23 protein-coding genes are annotated in these 19,443 nt (G+C 69.9%); 11 read left to right on the forward strand and 12 right to left on the reverse strand.

The genetic code is table 11. The features are described 5' to 3' along the window. The 4 genes from prpB to BKA15_RS14200 all read right to left on the reverse strand — a co-directional run bounded on the left by prpB (nucleotide 1) and on the right by BKA15_RS14200 (nucleotide 3,788). Nucleotides 1-936, reverse strand: a complete 936-nt coding sequence (gene prpB, locus BKA15_RS14185) for a methylisocitrate lyase (protein WP_179751766.1) — start codon at nucleotides 934-936, stop codon at nucleotides 1-3. After that, nucleotides 936-2,432 carry an MmgE/PrpD family protein gene (locus tag BKA15_RS14190; RefSeq protein ID WP_179751768.1) on the reverse strand — a complete coding sequence of 499 codons (1,497 nt, stop codon included), beginning with the start codon at nucleotides 2,430-2,432 and terminating at the stop codon, nucleotides 936-938. Before BKA15_RS14190 ends, prpB begins: the two co-directional genes overlap by 1 nt. A gap of 29 nt (nucleotides 2,433-2,461) precedes the next feature. Then, on the reverse strand, nucleotides 2,462-3,055 hold the full coding sequence (locus BKA15_RS14195; protein WP_179751770.1) for a dihydrofolate reductase family protein: 594 nt from the start codon (nucleotides 3,053-3,055) through the stop codon (nucleotides 2,462-2,464). A gap of 109 nt (nucleotides 3,056-3,164) precedes the next feature. Next, nucleotides 3,165-3,788: a pyridoxal 5'-phosphate synthase gene (locus BKA15_RS14200; protein ID WP_179751772.1), complete on the reverse strand. Its 624-nt coding sequence runs from the start codon at nucleotides 3,786-3,788 to the stop codon at nucleotides 3,165-3,167. A 136-nt stretch (nucleotides 3,789-3,924) separates the two neighbouring features. On the opposite strand from BKA15_RS14200, the gene BKA15_RS14205 reads away from it, so the two are divergent. Genes BKA15_RS14205 through BKA15_RS14215 form a run of 3 tightly spaced genes read left to right on the forward strand, consistent with a single transcriptional unit; the run spans nucleotide 3,925 to nucleotide 6,663 of the window. Further along, complete coding sequence (locus BKA15_RS14205) at nucleotides 3,925-4,689, forward strand: class I SAM-dependent methyltransferase (protein ID WP_179751774.1); 765 nt, start codon at nucleotides 3,925-3,927, stop codon at nucleotides 4,687-4,689. Between the two features lie 51 nt (nucleotides 4,690-4,740). Further along, nucleotides 4,741-5,613 carry an aminoglycoside phosphotransferase family protein gene (locus BKA15_RS14210; protein WP_179751775.1) on the forward strand — a complete coding sequence of 291 codons (873 nt, stop codon included), beginning with the start codon at nucleotides 4,741-4,743 and terminating at the stop codon, nucleotides 5,611-5,613. A gap of 6 nt (nucleotides 5,614-5,619) precedes the next feature. Then, nucleotides 5,620-6,663 (forward strand): alpha/beta fold hydrolase, encoded by a 1,044-nt coding sequence (locus BKA15_RS14215; protein WP_179751778.1) that lies wholly within the window; start codon nucleotides 5,620-5,622, stop codon nucleotides 6,661-6,663. Between the two features lie 79 nt (nucleotides 6,664-6,742). Here the strand turns inward: BKA15_RS14215 and BKA15_RS14220 are convergent, their stop codons facing one another. Beyond that, entirely contained in the window at nucleotides 6,743-7,309 is a 567-nt protein-coding gene (locus tag BKA15_RS14220; RefSeq protein ID WP_246322342.1) for a mycothiol transferase, read from the reverse strand. 106 nt (nucleotides 7,310-7,415) lie between these two features. Here BKA15_RS14220 and BKA15_RS14225 point away from each other — a divergent pair, with 106 nt between their 5' ends. Together BKA15_RS14225 and BKA15_RS14230 are read left to right on the forward strand one after the other, a co-directional pair. Then, a complete protein-coding gene (locus BKA15_RS14225) occupies nucleotides 7,416-8,468 on the forward strand; it encodes an aminoglycoside phosphotransferase family protein (RefSeq protein ID WP_179751780.1) in 1,053 nt (350 codons plus the stop codon). After that, on the forward strand, nucleotides 8,443-8,895 hold the full coding sequence (locus tag BKA15_RS14230) for a hypothetical protein (protein WP_179751782.1): 453 nt from the start codon (nucleotides 8,443-8,445) through the stop codon (nucleotides 8,893-8,895). The genes BKA15_RS14225 and BKA15_RS14230 overlap by 26 nt, the downstream gene beginning before the upstream one ends. Here BKA15_RS14230 and BKA15_RS36865 read toward each other — a convergent pair whose 3' ends face one another. Together BKA15_RS36865 and BKA15_RS14240 are read right to left on the reverse strand one after the other, a co-directional pair. Then, nucleotides 8,896-9,720, reverse strand: a complete 825-nt coding sequence (locus BKA15_RS36865; protein WP_179751784.1) for a VOC family protein — start codon at nucleotides 9,718-9,720, stop codon at nucleotides 8,896-8,898. Next, the gene (locus BKA15_RS14240) at nucleotides 9,717-10,085 is read right to left on the reverse strand and encodes an ArsR/SmtB family transcription factor (protein WP_179751785.1); all 369 of its coding nucleotides are present in this window, start codon (nucleotides 10,083-10,085) and stop codon (nucleotides 9,717-9,719) included. Before BKA15_RS14240 ends, BKA15_RS36865 begins: the two co-directional genes overlap by 4 nt. 47 nt (nucleotides 10,086-10,132) lie before the next feature. On the opposite strand from BKA15_RS14240, the gene BKA15_RS14245 reads away from it, so the two are divergent. After that, nucleotides 10,133-10,576 (forward strand): VOC family protein, encoded by a 444-nt coding sequence (locus BKA15_RS14245; RefSeq protein WP_179751787.1) that lies wholly within the window; start codon nucleotides 10,133-10,135, stop codon nucleotides 10,574-10,576. Here BKA15_RS14245 and BKA15_RS14250 read toward each other — a convergent pair whose 3' ends face one another. Further along, entirely contained in the window at nucleotides 10,577-11,437 is an 861-nt protein-coding gene (locus BKA15_RS14250) for a phosphotransferase (protein WP_179751789.1), read from the reverse strand. It lies immediately after the preceding gene. A gap of 344 nt (nucleotides 11,438-11,781) precedes the next feature. Between BKA15_RS14250 and BKA15_RS14255 the strand changes: the two genes are divergently transcribed. The 3 genes from BKA15_RS14255 (at nucleotide 11,782) to BKA15_RS14265 (ending at nucleotide 14,303) form a co-directional block, all read left to right on the forward strand. Continuing rightward, complete coding sequence (locus BKA15_RS14255) at nucleotides 11,782-12,645, forward strand: carbon-nitrogen hydrolase family protein (RefSeq protein WP_179751791.1); 864 nt, start codon at nucleotides 11,782-11,784, stop codon at nucleotides 12,643-12,645. A gap of 99 nt (nucleotides 12,646-12,744) precedes the next feature. Next, a complete protein-coding gene (locus BKA15_RS14260) occupies nucleotides 12,745-13,074 on the forward strand; it encodes a YciI family protein (RefSeq protein ID WP_179751793.1) in 330 nt (109 codons plus the stop codon). After that, the gene (locus tag BKA15_RS14265) at nucleotides 13,071-14,303 is read left to right on the forward strand and encodes an RNA polymerase sigma factor (RefSeq protein ID WP_179751795.1); all 1,233 of its coding nucleotides are present in this window, start codon (nucleotides 13,071-13,073) and stop codon (nucleotides 14,301-14,303) included. The genes BKA15_RS14260 and BKA15_RS14265 overlap by 4 nt, the downstream gene beginning before the upstream one ends. Here BKA15_RS14265 and BKA15_RS14270 read toward each other — a convergent pair. Next, complete coding sequence (locus tag BKA15_RS14270) at nucleotides 14,300-15,130, reverse strand: phosphotransferase (RefSeq protein WP_179751797.1); 831 nt, start codon at nucleotides 15,128-15,130, stop codon at nucleotides 14,300-14,302. The genes BKA15_RS14265 and BKA15_RS14270 overlap by 4 nt on opposite strands. Nucleotides 15,131-15,220: 90 nt before the next feature. Between BKA15_RS14270 and BKA15_RS14275 the strand changes: the two genes are divergently transcribed. Then, nucleotides 15,221-15,733 carry a mycothiol transferase gene (locus BKA15_RS14275; protein ID WP_179751799.1) on the forward strand — a complete coding sequence of 171 codons (513 nt, stop codon included), beginning with the start codon at nucleotides 15,221-15,223 and terminating at the stop codon, nucleotides 15,731-15,733. A 4-nt stretch (nucleotides 15,734-15,737) separates the two neighbouring features. Here the strand turns inward: BKA15_RS14275 and BKA15_RS14280 are convergent, their stop codons facing one another. The 3 genes from BKA15_RS14280 to BKA15_RS14290 form a co-directional block, all read right to left on the reverse strand. Further along, complete coding sequence (locus BKA15_RS14280; protein ID WP_179751801.1) at nucleotides 15,738-17,420, reverse strand: hypothetical protein; 1,683 nt, start codon at nucleotides 17,418-17,420, stop codon at nucleotides 15,738-15,740. Between the two features lie 122 nt (nucleotides 17,421-17,542). Beyond that, the gene (locus tag BKA15_RS14285) at nucleotides 17,543-17,731 is read right to left on the reverse strand and encodes a hypothetical protein (RefSeq protein ID WP_179751803.1); all 189 of its coding nucleotides are present in this window, start codon (nucleotides 17,729-17,731) and stop codon (nucleotides 17,543-17,545) included. A 257-nt stretch (nucleotides 17,732-17,988) separates the two neighbouring features. After that, nucleotides 17,989-18,711, reverse strand: a complete 723-nt coding sequence (locus BKA15_RS14290) for a helix-turn-helix domain-containing protein (RefSeq protein WP_179751805.1) — start codon at nucleotides 18,709-18,711, stop codon at nucleotides 17,989-17,991. An 84-nt stretch (nucleotides 18,712-18,795) separates the two neighbouring features. Between BKA15_RS14290 and BKA15_RS14295 the strand changes: the two genes are divergently transcribed. Then, nucleotides 18,796-19,419, forward strand: coding sequence for a stage II sporulation protein M (locus BKA15_RS14295; RefSeq protein ID WP_218871309.1), 624 nt, complete (start codon nucleotides 18,796-18,798; stop codon nucleotides 19,417-19,419). Nucleotides 19,420-19,443 lie beyond the last annotated feature (24 nt).

Below are 19,443 nucleotides of genomic sequence, written 5' to 3' on the forward strand. Positions count from 1 at the left end.
TCATTCTCCTGTCGTCTCCGGACCCGTGGGCCGGACGGGGATCTCGAAGTCGACCAGGTCCTGGTCGACCGCACGGTACGCGTCGTAGTCGATCAACTCGTAGAGCCGGGCCCGGGTCTGCATCCGGTCGACCAGCTCCCGCTGGGTTCCCTGGTCACGAAGGGTTTCGAGGGTCTCCTCGACGGTGCCCATCGCGGCCCGCAGCGTGGTCACGGGCCAGATCACGGCGTTGTAGCCGAGGTCGGTCAGGGTGGCGACGTCGAGCAGCGGGCTGCGGCCGAACTCGGTCATGTTGGCCAGCAGCGGGACGTCCACGGCTTCCCGGAACGCGGCGAACTCCCGCTCGTCCTGCAGTGCCTCCGGGAAGATCAGGTCGGCACCGGCGTCGACGTAGGCGCGGGCCCGTTCGATCGCCGCGTCCAGACCCTCCACCGCGCGGGCGTCGGTACGGGCGCAGATCACGAAGCCGGGATCGCGCCGGGCCAGCACGGCGGCCCGGATCCGTTGCAGCATGTCCGCCGAGGGCACGACCTGCTTGTGATCAAGATGGCCGCAGCGCTTCGGGTTCACCTGATCTTCCAGATGGCAGCCGGCCAGCCCGGCCTCCTCGAAGATCGTGATCGACCGGGACACGTTGGCCGGCTCGCCGAAGCCGGTGTCGGCGTCGATCAACACCGGCAGGTCGGTCACCCGGGCGATCTGCTGGCCGCGGCCGGCGACCTCGGTCAGCGTGGTCAACCCGATATCGGGCAGCGCGAGGTCGGCGGCGACGACCGCGCCGGAGACGTAGACGCCGTCGAAGCCGTACTCGGTGATCGTGCGGGCCACCAGCGGCGAGAAGGCGCCCGGGAAACGGAGCAGCCGGCCCGAGGCCAGCCCCTCCCGCAACGCTTGCCGCCGCTCGGCAGGAGTGGTGCGGGCCAGCCCGGGCGGCATCAGAAGATCCCCTGCGACTTCGTGTCGGCCAACGCGCCGTCCGGCAGTGTGACAGTGAGCTGGCGTACCTCGTCGGCGGTGAGGTCCTCGACCCGGCCGGCCAGGTCCAGAAAACGATCTTGCTCGGCGGCCGGGACGATGCCCTCGGCCAGGGTCCGGAACTTCGCGACGTAATCCGGCCGGGCGTAGGGCTTCGCACCGCGCGGGTGGGCGTCCGCGACGGCCAGTTCGTCGGTGATCGTGGTCCCGTCGGCCAGCACGATGTCGATCCTGCCACCGAACGCGCGTTCGTCGGGGTCCGGGGCGTGGTAGCGGCGGGTCCACTCCGGATCTTCGACGGTACGGATCCGCCGCCACAACTCGATCGTCGAGGGACGGTGCGCCCGCTCCGGCGCGTAGGACCGCTCGTGGTGCCAACTGCCGTCCTCGAGCGCGACGGCCAGGATGTACATCAGGGAATGATCAAGCGTCTCCCGGCTCGCGTCCGGGTCGTACTTCTGCGGATCGTTCGCGCCGGAGCCGATCACGTTGTGCGTGTGGTGGCTGGTGGTCACGACGATCTCGTTGATCTTGGTCGAGTCGGTGATCTTGGACCGGACCCGGATGGCCAGGTCGATCAACGCCTGGGCCTGGTATTCGGCCGAATGCGCCTTGGTGAACGTGTCCAGGATGCCCCGCTTCGGCTCGCCCGGCTCCGGCAGGGACACCTGATAGTCGGCGCCCGAACCGTCCAGCAGCCAGGCGATCACGCCGTCCTCACCCTCGTAGATCGGCGCCGGCGCGCCCTCGCCGCGCATCGCCCGGTCCACCGCCTCGATCGCGATCTTGCCGGCGAACGCGGGAGCGTAGGCCTTCCAGGAGGAGATCTCGCCCTTCCGGCTCTGCCGGGTCGCGGTCGTCGTGTGCAGTGCTTGGCCGATCGCCTGATAGATCACCTCGGCCGGAAGGCCCAGCAGGGTGCCGATCCCGGCCGCCGCCGACGGGCCGAGGTGCGCCACATGATCAATCTTGTGCGCGTGCAGACAGATCGCCCGGACCAACGCGACCTGGAGCTCGTAGCCGGTGGCGATGCCGCGGACAAGATCACCACCGGCCTTGCCGGTGTGCTGCGCCACGGCGAGGATCGGCGGGACGTTGTCGCCCGGATGCGCGTAATCGGCCGCCAGGAACGTGTCGTGGAAGTCCAGCTCCCGTACCGCGACGCCGTTGGCCCAGGCCGCCCACTCCGGCGAGAAGCCGCCGCCGATTCCGAACACCGCCGAGCCCGGCCGGTAGGGATGCGCCTCGGCCTGATGCCGGGCGTGCACCACAGGGCCGCGCCGCAGCGACGCCACGGCGACGGCGGCGTTGTCGATGATCCGGTTGCCGATCATCTCCACGACTTCCGGCAGCACCTCGACCGGATCGACCGCGGTCTCCGCCAGCCGCCACGCCAACTGCTGCTCCCGTGGCAACGCGTCCGCGGACGCCGCCACACCGACTCGAAGTGTCCTCACCCGGCCGAGTCTACGAAGACCGGCTCGGGTCAGGAGTAGGTCACCCCGCAGCGCAGGTGGGTGACCCGGTTGCCCTCGACCAGCTGCAGCAGCTCCAGGTGCGTGTGCTCGTTCTCGATCTTGTCGAAGTAGCGCACCCCGCTCCGCATCAGGATCGGCACCAGGTCAACCCGGATCTCGTCCAGCACGCCGAGGTTGATGCACTGCTGGGCGATGCGCGGCCCGGCGACGTTGATGTCGCGTCCGGCGGCGACCTCACGGGCCTGGTCCAGCGCACGCTCGACGCTGTCCACGAACGTGAACGGAGCATCCGGGACCGGCGGCCAGTCGGCGGGCGGCGGCCGGTGCGTGATCACGAACGTCGGCGAGTCGTTCGGCGGCCTACCGCCCCAGCCGTTCGCGTGATCGAAGATCCCGCGCCCGCAGACGAACACGCCCTCGGTCTCGTTCTGGTGCCAGTATTCCGCGCTGGCAGCCGACATCCTGAACGTGATCGGATAGCCGGCCGGGCGCACCTCGACGTCGCCGTTGTTGAACCACTCGAACAGCTCGCCGACCGAGTCGTCGGGGTAGGCGACGAAGCCGTCCAGCGACATCGTGAAGCTGGAGAAGACGATTCCCATGATCCTCACCTTCCACCCGGTGGCGCCCGTCGCGCCACAGTCACCCCTTGGTCGGAGCAGGTCAGGCGGACCGGACATGCCGAGCGAGAGATCAGGATTCGGGCTCGGGCTACGGCTGCAGCCGCTCGGACCGGAAGCCGTCGCCGTCGCGGGAATAGCGGAGCCGGCGGTGGAATCGGTCCGGGCTCCCGTGCCAGAACTCCAACTCATCCGGTACGAGGAGCCAGGCGTGCCAGGTGGCCGGGCGGGCAATCGGCTCGGACGACGCGGCGAGGCGGTCCACGGTCTCGCGCAACTCGGCGACATCGGTCAACACGCCGGACTGGTGCGCCGTCGCGGCCACGGCCTGGGCGCCGCGGACCCGGCCGGCGAACAGCCGGTCGGACTCGGCTTCCTCGGCCGGGCTCAGCGTGCCGGCGATGGTGAGCTGCTGGAGCCGCTCGCGCCAATACATGTTGATCACCGCGCGCGGGTTCTCGGCGAGCTCGCGGCCCTTGCGGCTGATCTCGGAGAAGCCCATGATCACTCCGCTCGGACCGATGTCCTTGATCAACAACGTCCGCGCCGAGACCCGGCCGGTCGCCGTCGCGGTGGCCAGGGTGGCGGCGCGTGGTTCCCGTACCCCGGAAGCCTCGGCGGCGGCCAGCCACTCGGCGGCCAACGCCAGCGGATCGGCCGGCGGGCTGTCGAACTCCGGTAGCAGCAACGCGGAATCCCCGGAAAGTGTTTCCATGCAAGCCAGTGTGGCAGGGCAGCACCGACCGGAGGAGGACCAGCGAAGCCGCTGGACCGGGCAGGAGACCACCGGCGTTCTGGACCGAGACACGAACCCCGTTCCGTGCTTAGGCTCGCTGCATGTGAGCACCCGGATGACAGACGGATCCGCCGGTGACGCCGACTACGGGACGATCGGCACCGGCTACCGCAACTACCGCCAACCCGAACCCGAACTCGAGGCGGCCATCGCCGCCCAGCTCGGCGACACTCGGACCTTGATCAACATCGGCGCCGGCGCCGGTTCCTACGAACCGCGCGACCGGATCGTGACCGCCGTCGAGCCGTCGGCCTCGATGCGTGCCCAGCGGCCGGACTGGCTCGCCGAGGCGGTCGACGCGACCGCGGAGAACCTGCCGTTCGACGACGACAGTTTCGACGCCGCGATCAGCACGTTCTCGGTGCACCAGTGGAGTGATCTTGAACGCGGCCTGGCCGAGGCGCGCCGGGTGACCCGCGGACCGGTGGTGATCATGACCTGCGATCCTGCGTTACTGGACCGGTTCTGGCTGGTCGACTACGCGCCCGAGGTGATCGCCGCCGAGGCCCGGCGCTACCCCACGCCGGAGCGGATCGCTGCCGCGCTGGGCGGGACGACCGCCGTGGTCCCGGTGCCGATCCCGCTGAACTGCGTGGACGGGTTCGGCGAGGCCTACTTCGGGCGGCCGGAGATGCTGCTCGATCCCGGCGCGCGGCGGGCCAACTCGGCCTGGAGCTTCGTCGATCCCGAGGTCGCCGAGGCCTCGGTCGAACGGCTCCGCGCGGCGCTCGACGACGGCAGCTGGGACGCGGCGCACGGGTCGCTTCGGACCCAGCCCCACTTCGAGGGCTCGCTCGTGTTGATCACGTCGCACCCCTGACGGCGGATATCCACTGGACCGGGCGGGACGCGGTCTGGTCTGATCCGGACCATGGGTGTGCACCGACCGCAGTTCGACGACGCGCTGGTCCGGCAGTTGGTCGACGACCAGTTCCCGGACTGGGCCGGGCTCACGCTCGACCGGGTGCTGCCCGGCGGCTCCGACCACGCGATCTACCGGCTCGGCGCCGACCTGTCGGTCCGGGTGCCGCGCCACTCCGGCGCGATCAACGACGCCGCCAAGGTCGCGCACTGGCTGCCGTTGCTGGCAGCGCGGCTGCCGCTGCAGATCCCGGAGCCGGTGGCGGTCGGCCGGCCTGGTCTCGGCTACCCGTGGTCCTGGCTGGTCTGCCGCTGGCAGGACGGCGCAGTGGCAACGGCCGCCGAGTTCGCCGACTCCGTGGACGTCGCCCTCCAGCTCGCCGATTTCCTGGTCGCCCTGCGCGGGATCGAGCTGGAGGTCCCTGACGCGTGGCGGGACCGGATCGTCCGGGGACCGATCAGCGGTAGGGACGCCGAGACGCGGAACGCCATCGCAAAGGTGGGCGCGGACTTCGACCAGGACGCCCTGCTCGCCGTGTGGGAGGAGGCCGTGGCCGCCGAACCGGGTCCGCAGAGCTGGGTGCACGGCGACTTCCACAGCGGCAACCTGCTCGCCCGGGACGGCCGGATCAGCACCGTGCTGGACTTCGGCAGCTTCGGGTACGGCGATCCGGCCGCCGATCTCGGCGTCGCCTACTCGCTCTTCACGCCCTCGGTCCGACTGCGGTTCCGCGAGGCGGTCGGCCTGGACGACGCGGCCTGGATCCGGGCCCGCGGCGATGCCATCGCCGGCGGCGTGATCGCCCATGCCGCCTATGCCGACACCCAGCCACACATCCGAGCTCTGACCACCCGCCAGATCGGCCAGGCGCTGATGGGCTGACGAAGGATGCGCGCCGACGAACTGCTCACGACCGCCGAGCTCGGGCTCCGGTTGCGCCGGCTCCCGGAGCGACGGCTCGGGTTCGCCGAGGCCGGGCTCCCCCACTCCGACTGGGTTCCGGCCGCCCGGGAACGGCTGACCGAGCTGCTGGCGCTGCCCGATCGGGTCGAACACCGTGACGGCGCGCTGGTCCGCACCGTCCGGCGGGACGGGATCCGGACCGATGTCCTGCGCCTCGAGCCCGAGCCGGGGCTGAGCCTGCCGGGTTATCTGCTGACCCCGGAGGACCGGCTGGATCCGTCGGGCCGGATCGTGCTGGCGCTGCATGGACACGGCGAGGTCGAGTCCCTGCTCGGCGTGGACGGGGTCGCGGAGGACTATCACCACCGGTTCGCCCACCGGCTGGCACTGGCCGGGCACACCGTCTTCGTGCCGGAGCTGCGCGGCTTCGGGGCCCTCTACGACCTCGCGGCCGACGAGCCGGGGACCACCCTGCGGTATTGGCGGTGGGGCACTCCGATGGCGTACACCGTGCAGACCGATGCCTTCCTCCACGGCCGTTCGATGCTCGGCGACACCGTGGCAGACCTGATGCGTTGGGAGAGCTGGCTGGCCGAGGCGTACGGGGTGACTGAGTTGGACGTCGTCGGGATCTCCTGGGGCGGCGATCTTGCCTGCACCTACCCGGTGTTCTCGAACCGAGTCCGGTCGATCTTCGCCAGCGGCACCCTGGGTAGCTTCACCGAGGTCTTCCGGACGGCGGGCAACGCGCCGGCGCATTGCCTGCCCGGGGTCCTGCGCTGGCTCGACCGGTCCGACATCGCGGGCCTGAACGCGCCGGTGCCGCTCGCGGTTCACTACGGCGCGCTCGATGTGCCGGGCCCGACGAACCTGTCGGCCGCACTCAACGACTCCGCCCTGCCGGCATTCGACGAGCTCCGGGCGATCTATGCCGCGGCCGGCGCCCCGGAACCGACCTTGATCATCTCGCCGAACCTCGGCCACGAACTCGATCTTGAAGCACTCACCCGCTGGCTGGACCGCGGCTGACCGAAATCCAGCACGCTTCGCCTGTTCGAGCCTGAACCGGGCCGATCAGTGCGAAGTCCGCTGGATTTCGGTCACTCAGCTACCAGCCGGTCCGGCCGTCGACCGCCTGGCGCAGCAGATCCGCATGCCCGTTGTGCCGGGCGTACTCCTCGACCATGTGCAGCAGCTGCCAGCGCACCGACGCCGGCCGGCCGAGCACCGGGGCGTGGAACACGTCGTCGAGCTCGAACCGGGCCGCGATCTCCCGGCTCGCGGCGACCTCGTCGAGAAACCGCGCGTAGTCCTCGGCCGCCCGGCCCGGATCGAGATCACGGAGATCCGCGCCACCGGTCGGATAGACCCGGGCCCGGTCCTCCGCGCCCGCCATCGACCGGGTGAACCAGGTCCGCTCCACCTGCGTCAGGTGCCGCAAGAGCCCGAGTAGCGAGAGGTCGGACGGCGGCGCCGCGCGGACGGCCAGCTGATCGCCGGTCAGCCCGGCGCACCTCTGCAGGAACGTACTGCGGTGCAGCTCCAGGCGGGTGTCGATCATGGTCCGTTCGTCGGCGATCAGCAGCTCGTGCGGATCGCCACGATCCGCTTCGGGGGCAACCCAGGTCATCGGCAACTCCTCCCGGAAGGGCTCGGCCCGCACATCCTCGATCATGACCGGGGCCTTGCCGCAAGCCCCCGTTCCCGCTATAACGTGGGAGAAGGGGCGGGCAAGATCAAATCTGTTGCCTCGGGCGACCGGAAGTCGCAACACTCGGCTCGTGGACCTCCTCGACGATGATCAACATCGACGGCTCGTCACCTACCATCCGGGCGCCGAGGAGTGGATCGAGCGGCTGCCCGGGCTGGTCGCCGAGTACGCGAGGAGATGGCGGCTGACGATCGGTCCCACCTACCGGCCGGGTGGCGACGCCAGCTGGGCGGCTCCGGCCGAGCGCGCCGACGGCGAACAGGTCGTGATCAAGATCGCGCTGCCGGATCCGGACTTCTCCGCCGCGTTCGCGGTGCTCCGCCACTACGACGGACACGGTGCGGTCCGGGTCCACGAGGTCGACCCGGACGAGCGGGCGTCCCTGATCGAGCGGTGCGAACCGGGCACCACGGCGGCCGAGCATCGGCCCGAGGAGGCCCTGGCCGCGGCGGCCGAGGTGCTGCCCCGGTTGTGGCGCTCCGACCCGGACCCGGCGATCCCTGTTCCCCGGCTGACGGACCTGGCGGCGGACCGTGCCGCGAGGCTTCGGGAACGGGCCGACCGGCTCGGCGATCAGCTGCTCCGGGACGGCGCCGCGCTCTACGCCGAGCTTGCGGTCGTGACCGAGGACGACCGGCTGCTGCACGGGGATCTCAATCAACGCAACGTGATCCGGGGCGAACGCGGTTGGCTGGCGATCGATCCCCGGCCCTGTCACGGTGATCCCGCGCACGAGCTGGCGGCGTGGTTTGTCAACCGCATCGAGGCCGAGCCGGACCCGGTCGGCCAGGCCCATCGGCTCGCCGATACCCTCGGGCTTCCCGCGGGACCGACCGGTGCGCTGGCTCGCTGCGCAGACGGCCCTGCTGTGCTCCTGGCTGATGGACAGCCGGGAGCCAGGCCCACTCACCGACTATGTCCGGGCTGCCCGGACGCTGCTCGCCGCAGCTTGATCATCAGGGGGATGCGTGGATGTCATCGTCGCCGCCGAGCAGCGGCAACGCGCGGCCGAGGCGATCCTCGGCGAACTCGACCTGATCGGCCGGTGGTCGGCGGTCGGCCGGCCGGTGCTGGTCGGTGCGACGTCGTACGGGCTGATGGTGGCACCCGATCTCGATCTTGAGATCTTCTGCGACGGCGACCCCTCGGTCGAGGCCGGCTTCGCCGTGCTGGCGGCCTGCGCCGCTCATCCCGGGACCACCCGGGCCGCCTTCTCGAATCACCTCGACGGCCCCGACCCGGGTCTCTACTTCAAGCTCGGATTCCGGCATCAGGGTGAGGAGTGGAAGATCGACATGTGGGCGCTCCGCGAGGATCATCCCGGTCCGCTGTCCTCCTGGCTGGTCGAGCCGATGCGGGCCGCGCTCACCGCCGAGTCGCGGCGCGCGATCCTGACGATCAAGCAGGCGCTGGCCGACCGGCCTGAGTTGCGCTGCGGCTCCATCCACGTCTACCGGGCCGTGCTGAGCGGCGGCGTGCGAACCTTCGACGAGTTCCAGGCCTGGCGAGCCGCGCAGGACACCGAGTCACTGACCGCCTGGCGACCTTGATCATCGTCGCATGGTCGGCCGGGCCTGGACGAAGGTCCAGCGGTGACCCTCCAGGTCCTCGGCGACATAGCTTCGGCTGCCGTGCAGGGCGATCCCGGAGATGATCACCGCGCCGGCCTCCCGGGCGCGCGCGAAGTGAGCCTCCAGGTCGTCGACGTGCACCCAGACCTCATGCGTCACCGGACCCTCGGCCGGGCGCTCACCGCGCAGCGGAAACAAGATCAACAACGAGTCGCCGATGTGCAACTCGATCCAGCCCGAGCCGTCGCCCTCCGGTGCTTGATCGACATCCCAGGAACCGAGCCCGAACACACCCCGGAGCCAGCGCGCCGCGGCGGCGGGATCACTGTAGTACAAGGCGATTCCGAGCCGGCCGACCTCCCGCGGTGTCCGCGGCGCGGAGTCCCGGCGCCGGGTCCAGGCGAGGAAGGTCGGCAGCATCGCGACCCACCCGAAGCCGAGCCCGGTCGGGTCGCCACCGGGCACCAGCCGTTGCGACACGCTGACCCGGGTGCCGTCGCCGGACGGTTCGAAGCGGACCTCGGTCTCGGTGTCCTGCAGGCTGTCCCGCATCACCAGCAGGGCGCCCGGCTGCCATGCCGTGATCCGCGCGGTCTCCAGTTGATCACCGGAGGCTTCGTCGTAGATCTCGAGCATCCGCCCGCCGACTCCCGGTTCCAGCCGCAGTTCGGCCAGCCGGGAGGCGTCGTAGGCGTTGATCGGGCCGCGGACCCACCACAGGTTGATCTCCTCGGTGAAGATCCGGAACGCCGTCTCGGGATCGGTCGCGAGCTCCACGCTCGACTCGGCCGACGTCCTGGTCACCGCCCCGCCCTCTGCTCTGCCCGCGCCGCCGGCACCCGTACCTCCGCGTACGCCTTGAACCCGGCCAGTTGATCATCCCAGTCGGCCGGCAGCCGGGCGAGCCAGGCGATCAGCGGTGCCATGCCGCGCGTACGCAGGCGGAACAGCCGGATCCGGGCATCGTCCGGCACCCGCTCGTCCCCGACCAGCCCTGCCTGCAACAGCGTGCGCAGGTGCCGGCTGATGATCGGGGCGGACACCCCGAGCAGGTCGGCGAGCTCGCCCGGGCGGTGCGCCCGGCTGCCCAACAGGTCCACGATCCGGCGCCGAGTCGGGTCGGCGAGCGCGGCCAGCACCGCGTCCACATCATCCTGATCTGTCTCCACGCGGACAATAGTTGCACATAACGTGAATGATTGGCAGCATGGTCGCCATGACCGAGACAGCAACGACGCAAGTCCCGACGTTCTCCCCGATGCTGGCGTACGAAAATGCCGGCGCCGCGATCGCGTTCCTGACCGAGGCCTTCGGCTTCACCGAGACCATGCGCCTGGTCGGTGACGACGGGCGGATCGGGCATGCCGAGCTCTCGTACGGCAACGGCAAGATCATGCTCGTCGACTTCGACCGCGGCTACCAGGGACCGCGGCACCACGCCGAGACCTGCGCCGCGGCCCGGCAATGGCTGGACAACCCGTACGTCGTCAACGGGGTCTACGTCGTCGTCGAGGATGTCGAGGCCCACTTCAAGCGGGCCGAGGCGGCTGGCGCGACCATGCTCTCCGGCATCGAGGAGGGTGTGCCCGGCAAGCTCTATCGCGCCGCCGATCCCGAAGGGCAGCGCTGGATGTTCAACCAGCCGCCCGCCCCGAGTTGATCAAGGCACCAGATCGTCCAGGAGGTACGCACAGGAGCGGAGGATCCACTCCGGCGGCTCCGCACCCGCATACGTGCCGAAGCCGAGATCGCCGAGCGCCAAGCTCGCACCGAGCGCCGTGCGGACGTCAGCCGGAACCTCCTGCTGCACCAGGTCGCGGAGCAGGTCGCGCGCCTCGGGTTCGAGGCGCCCGATCCCGATCGCGGTCGAAGCCATCCTGAGCAGATCCCGGCGAGAGTCGCCCGGCCGGGCGCCCTCCCAGTCGAAGACCGCGACCAGCCGGGAGCCGTCGACCATCAGGTTGCGGTAGTGGAAGTCGTGGTGTTCCAGGTCGGACGTGCGAAGGTTCGCCGTCTCAGCGGTGTCCAAGATCGCGGTGATCCGCCGAGCCAGCGACTCCTGCCGCGTTCCGGCCAAGCGGTCGCAGAGTCTGCGCCCGGTGGCCCGCTGCGCCGCGAACTCGGCCGGCCAGTCCGCGCCGTGGGGTGCCGCGGCCCCGCGATGGCGGCGCCACAACTCATACACCTGTCGTACGTGTGCGGCCGTGAGTCGGGGACAAACCTCGCCGTCGACGAACTCCTGCACCGTGTAGACCTCGTCCTGCCAGCGACCATGATCACGAAGGCGCGGGATCGGATAGCCGTTCCGGCGCAGCCGATCCGTGAGCCGCACAGCCAGCTGGACGCGCTCGAAGATCCCCGTCCCGTGTCGCGGCATGATCTTGAGCACCAGGCGATCACCGTCGGCGCCGGTGACCAGATAGGCACCCCACTCGCCCCCGGCCAGGCGCCGTTCCACCGTGAGCCCGAGCCGGTCGGCCAGCCGACGGACCAGGGACGGGGATTCTGCGGGCTCGACCATGATCGGCTCAGTCTTCCGCGAATCGACCGGCCCGGCATCCGGATTTCCGCCGCACTGTCGCGACGAGCGGCTAAGGTAGGTCGCGCAAAGGCGTGGCCTGCGCCTCACCTCCTCTGGTTCCGACCCCAGCACGGACCGCTCACGGAGGCCAAGGGACTCGGTCTCGGGCCGCTGTCAGATGACCCGTGCGTTTCGTTCGGCCGGCTGGGGAGACCGGTGCGAGGCGTGGAGGCCGGATGACAGCCAACAGGCGTTTCAAACAGCGGGTACGAGCCCGCGCAGCCCGGACCGGTGAGTCCTACACCGCTGCCCTCCGGCACTTCCGATCTGATCAAGGAGTGCCCATGTCCACTGCATCACTCAACCGCACCGGGGCCGGCGAGATCCTGCTCCGATTCGGCGTCGCCCAGACCACCTTCCGCGAGGATCCACTCGATCCGGACGGTTTCCGCGCCGCCGGCGCCGAGGTCCGTACCTTGCTGGCCCAAGCCAAGGAGCAAGGAGCCCGGCTGGTCCTGTTCCAGGAGGGCACGCTCTGCTTTCCCGCGAAGCGAAGGCTGTCCAGCGATCCCGACCGGATGGTCGAGGCGGACTGGTCCCGGTTCAACTGGGCCGCGCTCGGCGAAGAACTCGAAGCGATCGCCGGAACCGCTGCCGACCTGGGGATCTGGGCAGTGCTCGGCGTGCCCCAGCCCTCGGGCGGTACGCGGCCGTACACCGGACTGTTGGTGATCGACGACGCCGGCGCGACGGTCGGGCACTACGGCGAGCGGGTCATGTCCCGGACCAAGACCGACTTCCTCTACCGGCCGGGCGAGCAGCCGATGATGATCACCGTCGACGGCGTCCGGTTTGGGTTGGCGTCCGGCCTGGAGGCCTTGTTTCCTTCGGTTTTCGAGCGGTACGCGGCACAGGGCGCGGACGCGGTCCTGTTCGCCACCGGCGGCCGGGGCGAGGCGAAGCAGGGGCAGTGGCTGGTCGAACAGGCGATCGCCCACGCCCGTGGCCAACTGCTCTGGCTCGGCCTCGCCGTCACCGGCGATCCGGCCACGGCCGGCTCCGGGATCGTCTCCGCGTCCGGCCGCTGGGTCGGCCGGTGCGAGCCCGGCGACCGGCCCGGCCTGGTCGTCGCCGACCTGACCGACTCGATCAACCCGGTCTCCCGGGCCTGGCATCGTGAGTCGGCAAGCCGCATCCTCGCGCAGTGAAAGAACACTGCCGGGAGTGTCGGATCCGGTCGAGTCCGTTCGTAGCACTGGTGAGCGGCCTTACGATGGGCCCGCCCGACCAGAGGAGTTGATCAGACGATGCAGTTCTTGATTTCCGTGATGGGCGACGAGACCGGTACGGCGACGCCGGAGGAGCTGGCGGCCACTGCCGAGTTCAACCAGCGGCTCGAGGCGGCGGGGCAGTTCGTCTTCGTCGACGGGCTCGCGGCGCCCAGCACCGCGACGGTGGTCGACGCCCGCGGCGAGGCACCGGTGATCACCGACGGCCCGTTCCTGGAGACGAAGGAATACCTGGCCGGCTTCTGGATCATCGAGGCCCCGGATCGGGAGACCGCGCTGAGGCTCGCCGCCGAGGGATCGAAGGCCTGCAACGGCGTGGTCGAAGTCCGGCCGTTCCAGACCTTGTGAGCGCGCTGGACGCCGAGGAGGCGATCACCCGGGCCCACCGCGAGGAGTGGGCTCGGGTGGTGGCTTCCCTGACCAAGCGTTTCGGTGATCTTGATATCGCCGAGGAATCGGCCGCGGAGGCCTTCGCGACCGCCGTGGAGCGGTGGCCCGTCGACGGCGTACCGCCGAATCCCGGTGCCTGGCTGACCACCACCGCCAATCGCCGGGCCATCGACCGGATCCGGCGCGAGAGCAAACGCGACGACAAGCAGAAGGAGGCTCAGCAGATGTACGACACCGAACCACCCGAGCCTCTCGGCGCGATCGAGGACGAACGGCTGCGATTGATCTTCACCTGCTGCCACCCTGCCCTCGCCATGGAGGCCCGGGTCGCGTTGACCCTGCGGATGGTCGGCGGGCTGACCGTACCGGAGATCGCCCGCGCGTTCCTGGTCCAGGAATCGGCGATGGGCCGGCGGATCACCCGCGCCAAGGACAAGATCAGGGCGGCCAAGATCCCGTACCGGGTGCCGGACGCGGAGGACCTGCCGACCCGGGTCTCGGGCGTGCTCGCCGTCCTGTTCCTGGTCTTCAACGAGGGCTATCTGGCGACCAGCCCGGACGCCGACCCGATCCGGCACGACCTGACCACCGAGGCGATCCGACTGACCCGGCTGATCCGCACCCTGCTGCCCAGAGACGGCGAGGTGGCCGGGCTGCTGGCGCTGATGCTGCTCACCGAGGCTCGGCGGGCCGCCCGGGTCTCCACGACCGGCGAGCTGGTCACGCTGGACGAGCAGGACCGCGGGTCCTGGGACGCCGAGTTGATCACCGAAGGACACGAGTTGGTACGGGAGCGGATCGCCACCGGCGTTGCGCCCGGCCGCTATCAACTGCTTGCCGCGATCAACGCCGTGCACACCTCGGTCCGGGACATGCGGGACACCGACTGGTCCCAGATCGTCGCCCTCTACGACCAGTTCGCCCGGATCGACCCGTCTCCGATCGTCGCGCTCAACCGGGCGATCGCGGTCGCCGAGCTCGACGGACCCGAGGTCGCCCTCGCCATCGTCGACCAGCTGGCGGACTCGTTGATCAACTACCACGCGTTCCACGCCGCGCGAGCCGATCTGCTCCGCCGGCTCGGCCGCAGCCAGGACTCGCGTGCGGCGTACGACAAGGCGATCGAACTCGCCGGCAACACGGCCGAGACCGCCTACCTGACCCGCCGCCGCGACCAGCTGGCCTAGTGGTGCGGCAGTGCGTCCCGGAGCTGACCGAGCCACAGGTTCGCCAGCCGCCGGCCGTCCGGAAGTTGATCATTCGGCTCCCAGCGCCAGCTCGTGATCATGGCCAGGACGAGGAGCCGGCAGTCGTGCAGCAGGTCCGGGTCGATGCCGGGGTAGTGATCACCGATGGCCTCGGGCGCATGGGCCAGATCGAACTCCACCGGACCGCGGCAACAGGTCTCGAGATCGATGAACAGCGGTCCGGCCGCGGTCGCCAGCAGGTTGCCCGGATGCGGTTCGCCGTGCAGCAGTTGATCACCGCCGCGCTCGGCGATCGACCGGCCCAACCGGTCCAGAGTGTCCAGGAGCAGTTCCCGGTCCGCATCGGCGAGCTCGGGGCTGCCGGCTCGGTCGCTGAGGATCGACCGGGCCTCAGCGACCCGATCGGTGAACCGGGGTGTCGCGACCGCCACGGTGCGCATGCCGGCATGCAGCCGGTGCAACGCATCCGCGTAGACATCGGGCGGGAGCTCCCCGGTGATCACCGTCGCGTGGTACGTCCACAGGGTGATCACGAAGCCGTCCCGCTCGTGAACCACCGGCTCGACCCGCGGATCGAGGGCCGCCACCGGGCATCCCGCCTGGACGAGCGCCTGCGCAAGCTCGACCTCGAACTCGGCGCACTGCTCGGTCGCCGGAGCCACCCTGGCCAGGGTGTCGCACGGCAGCAGCCGTACCGCGAGCTTGTTCGAGTTCTGCAGCACGACCGCGTCGTCCACCTCGAGCCCTGCTCCGGCGGCGATCCGGCGCGCCGCGGCCACCGCCCGTGCCACGTTGGCTGCCTGCATCGTCTCTCCCTGTCTCGACCTAACTCGCAGGGTATCCAGCCGTGCCGGACGAAGCTAACCTGATTTCCAATCCCGCCCGCCGACCTCAGGATGATCATGGACTACACCCGGATCCCGCTCGCCGACTGCCCGACCGGGACCGAGGGAGAGGTAATGCTGTTCGCGCTCGACCGGGTGCACCGGAAGTTCGCCTGGAAGACCGGCGGGCTGACCGTCGATCAGCTGCAGCAGCGGCACCCGCCGTCGAAGATGACCCTGGCATGGCTGATCATCCACCTGACCAGGGTCGAAGCGGACTGGACCGCCAAGGCCGAGGGCCGGAGCCACGAGGAATCCTTGGGCGGCATGGATTGGGACGCCCACGGTCGCCAACCGGACCGGCTCTACGGCCTCTGGTACGACACGATCGCACGCACCCGGCAGTCCTGGGCGACCATGATCAACGATGGGGGCCTCGACACCGTCGTCGATTGGGGTGACGGCTATCGGGTGAACCGGCGGCGGGCCCTGACCGACATCCTCGAGGAGAACCTGCTGCACACCGGCCACGCGTCGATCGTCCGCGAAGCCGTGGACGGTCTGATCGGCAACGACCCGCCGTAATCGCTCAGTCGATCATGATCGCGAGCCGCGCCTCACCCGGCGTCGCCAGCGGCAGTGTGATCACGATCCGGCCCTCGTCCGGCCCGGCAGAGCCGTCCTTGGTGTACGGGTTGTGCGGCAGGACGGGCCAGGTGATCACCGCCTCGGCGGGCATGATCACCCGCCAGCCACGGTGCGCGAACCAGCCGTCGCAGTCGGCTCCGGTGAGCCGGAGCGGCGTCTCGTCGAGCGTTCCGCCATGATCACCGGCCTGCCATCGCTCCCCCGGTTTCGCGACCAGACCGGCGTTGGCGGCGACCGGCCGCTCCGACGTTCCCCGTACCCGGTAGCGCACCGTCGCCGAGTCCTCGGTGAGCTCGAGCCGGACGCCGACCGGGACGCCCGCGTAGTCGAGGTCGAGCCCCAGCTCGTCCGGTCGCAGCGTCGCCGCGGCCGGCAGATGATCCAGCCCCGGCCGTACCGAGAAGTCGGGATCCTCGTCGCCCGCCCGATGCGCCAGCAGCGCCGGATCACCGACGGTGAAGGTCGACCACGCCGGCTGCAGCCGGGTGTTGCTGCCGCTGATGATCAAGCCGACCGCGTCGTGATACACGGACAGGTGCGCCTGCCGGTCCTGGATCCACCGGTTCGGACCCTGCGGGCCGTGATAGGCCGAAACGCAGGCAAACCAAGGAGCACGACGTTCCACCAGCGCGTCGTCGTCGCCGAGCACGAACCGGTGCTCGGTCCGTTCGGCCGCGACCTCCTCGGCCGGTCCGTCCTGCCCGTACATGATCATCGAGGCGACGGTGTCGGCCGCCACCCGCCCGCCCGCCGACCACTGCACTCCGTGAAGCCAGCGCAGATAACCGCGACCGACCGGCGACGCGAGGAAGCCGACGCTCGGTGCGGCCTGGCTGTGCCGGAAGTAGTTCCGCTCGTCGACGGTCTCCACCAACGTGCCGTCGGGATAGGTGAGGTTGGCGTGGAACGCCGCGGCCCGCTCCAGCGCTGACAGCACGGTCCGGTCGCCGGACATCCCGAAGTAGCAGCCCAGGGCGTCGACGTAGACGACGTTGTACGCCACCACGGGACCGTGATGCTCGGACCAGAAGCCGGCCGGGTCCTGCTCGGCGACGGTCCGGTGCAGATAGTCGGTCGCCGCCTCGGCCCAGTCGTCGCGGCCCAGCACCCGCGCCGCCGCGTAGACCCCCATCGCATGGTGCGCCGGGATGTTGCGGATCGGCTCGGTGAGTGCCGTGGCCACGATCCCGTCCACCGCGACGGTCAGCGCGGAATCCCAAGCAGCACGGCGATCCGCGGGCATCGCGTCCCGGATCAGGCCCCAGGCCCGGATCCAGCGTGAGTAGGTCCACGGCATGTAGATCGAGCCCCAGGTCGAGTTGTCCTTCTTCCGGAACTCGAACCGCCCCTGCTCGTCCGCGACGTCGATCAGGGCGTCGCCGCCGGCGATGATCGCGGCCAGCAACTCCTGATCATGGTGGTACGGATTCGGCCGCTCGGCGGTCGGCGGCGTGGCCCAGGCGACGGCGAGCGGCCAGAGGACGTTCTGGTCGGTGACGATGAACGGATCGGTGCCGAAGCGCCCGGTCGCCCGGTCCTGCGTCGCGAGGATCTCGGGAAGCTGGGCCAGGAAGTCGGGCCACAGCTTCGTGACGATCGTGTTGACGGTCTGCCCGTCGATCATGGAAACGGCTCCTCGGCTGTCCCGGTCCGCCGGGACGGGTGATGTCAGCCCGACGACTGTATCGAGGTGATCATCCGCCGGCAGCCGCGCTGCGCCGGCGTCTCATCGGATGATCACTCCGATCAGGCCTCCCCGCGGAGGTCGAGGCTGAAGCCCGGATACCGCGGATAGTCGCCGACCCGATCGGCCTCCAGACCCAGCGACTCGTAGAAGGCGACCGCCTCCCGGCTCGCCTGCCAGTGCAAGATCATCGGTTCCGGCCAGCAGCAGGCAGTAGTCCTCGCGGTCGACGAGCCGGGCGTAGCGATCATCGAACACCTGCTCCGGCAGGTCGATCATGCCGGGATCGAACCCCTCGCTGACGGTACGGAAATCGGCCCGGTCCCCGGCCGACGCTGGCCGGACCACCGCTTCGTCGGTCATGACGGCACGATGCCAGGGCCTAGCGGACGGCGCCAGCGAGATTCCGGTGGTGCCGAACGTGCACTGAGCCTGTCGAAGTGCCGAGCCGGATCGGTCCTGCCCTTCGACAAGCTCAGGGATCGGTTCGACACACCGCTTCCGCGGCTCAGGCGTCGTGTTCCTGCAAGAGTTCGTTCAGTCGCTTCAGAACCCGCAGCTGCGCCGGGTGGTACAGGTCGATCATGGCCTGCGCCATCGCGTCACCGGCTCGGCGCGCACCGTGGGGCGAGTCCGCGACCGGGTCCTTCGCCCACGGATTCCCGGCCCGGGACTTGATCACGATCGGCAGCAGGCGAGTCGCCAGCCGTTCGATGGTGGCGTCGTCCGCATCCTCGGGCAGCGCTTCGAAGTCGGCCTGGGTGCCGTCGTCGGGCTGGCTGACCAGGTCGCGGAGCTTCTCCTTGGACTCGTCGCTGAGCACGGTCGAGTAGACCATCAGCAGTGATCGCTGCCGGTCGGACAGTTCCCGGGAGATCGGGGCGAACTCGGGCGGGACATAGGCCGGTGCACGGTGCTTCATGATCACGGCCAGTTCCGCCCTGATCCGGTTGAGCCGGTTCACGGTCGCCTCCAGTTCGGCGTCCAGCACCCGCAGCGCCTCGTCCGGATCCTGGTCGGCCCGGCCCATCGCCGCGACGTCCGCCAGCGGTACGCCGAGCTCGCTCAGCCGCCTGATCTGGAGCAGCCGGACCAGGTGCCCGACCTCGTACTGCTTGTAGCCGTTCGACCGCCGCTCCGGCAGGTCCAGCAGGCCGAGCTGGTGGTAGTACCGGATCGCCTTCACGGTCGTGCCGGCGAGATCGGCGAGCTGTTGCGTGCTCCAGGCCATCCGCCCAGTCCACACTCTGCCCCTGGGGCAGAGTCAAGCCAGCCCATCAAGCTTGACCCTGCCCCGAGGTCAGGGTCTGGACTGGTGCCCATGCGAATCCTGCGCCCGTCCCTCCAGCTCATCCGCGGCAACCTGCGCGCCTACCTGGTGATGAACGCCATCGTGTACGGACTCTGCCTGATCGGCATGGCCGCCGCGATGATCTTCCCCGAGCTCAACACAGCCCAGCAGACGATCATGAACGACAACGGCACCACCGCACTGGTGACTTCCCTGCTCTCCAACGTCTGGCTGTTCGCGTTGACGATCTTCGCCGTCAACGTCGGGACGGTCGCACTACCGGTGATCCTGCTGCCGTCCATGATCATCCCCTTCTCGGGCATCGCGGTGTTCGCCTACCGTGCCTTCAACTTCGGGGTGACCCTCGCCCCGATCAACGAGGTCGTGGCGAAGACGCTGATCCCGCACTCGTTGACCCTGATCATCGAGTTCCAGGCGTACGCCCTCGTGATGTTCGCCGCCTATCTGATCGGCAAGGCCTGGCTGTGGCCGGCGACGGTCGAGGCGGACAGCCGCCGCCAGGCCTACCTCCGCGGACTGCAGCAGGCCGGCAGGCTGTGCCTGCCCGCGCTGGCGCTGTTCGTCGTCGGCGCGATCTACGAAGCGTTCGAGATCATCTACCTGGTACCGCCGCTGCTCGCGGGCTGACGAGCGGGCGATAGCGTTGGCTCC

It is taken from the genome of Microlunatus parietis (assembly GCF_013407955.1).
GTDB classification, from domain to species: domain Bacteria; phylum Actinomycetota; class Actinomycetes; order Propionibacteriales; family Propionibacteriaceae; genus Microlunatus; species Microlunatus parietis.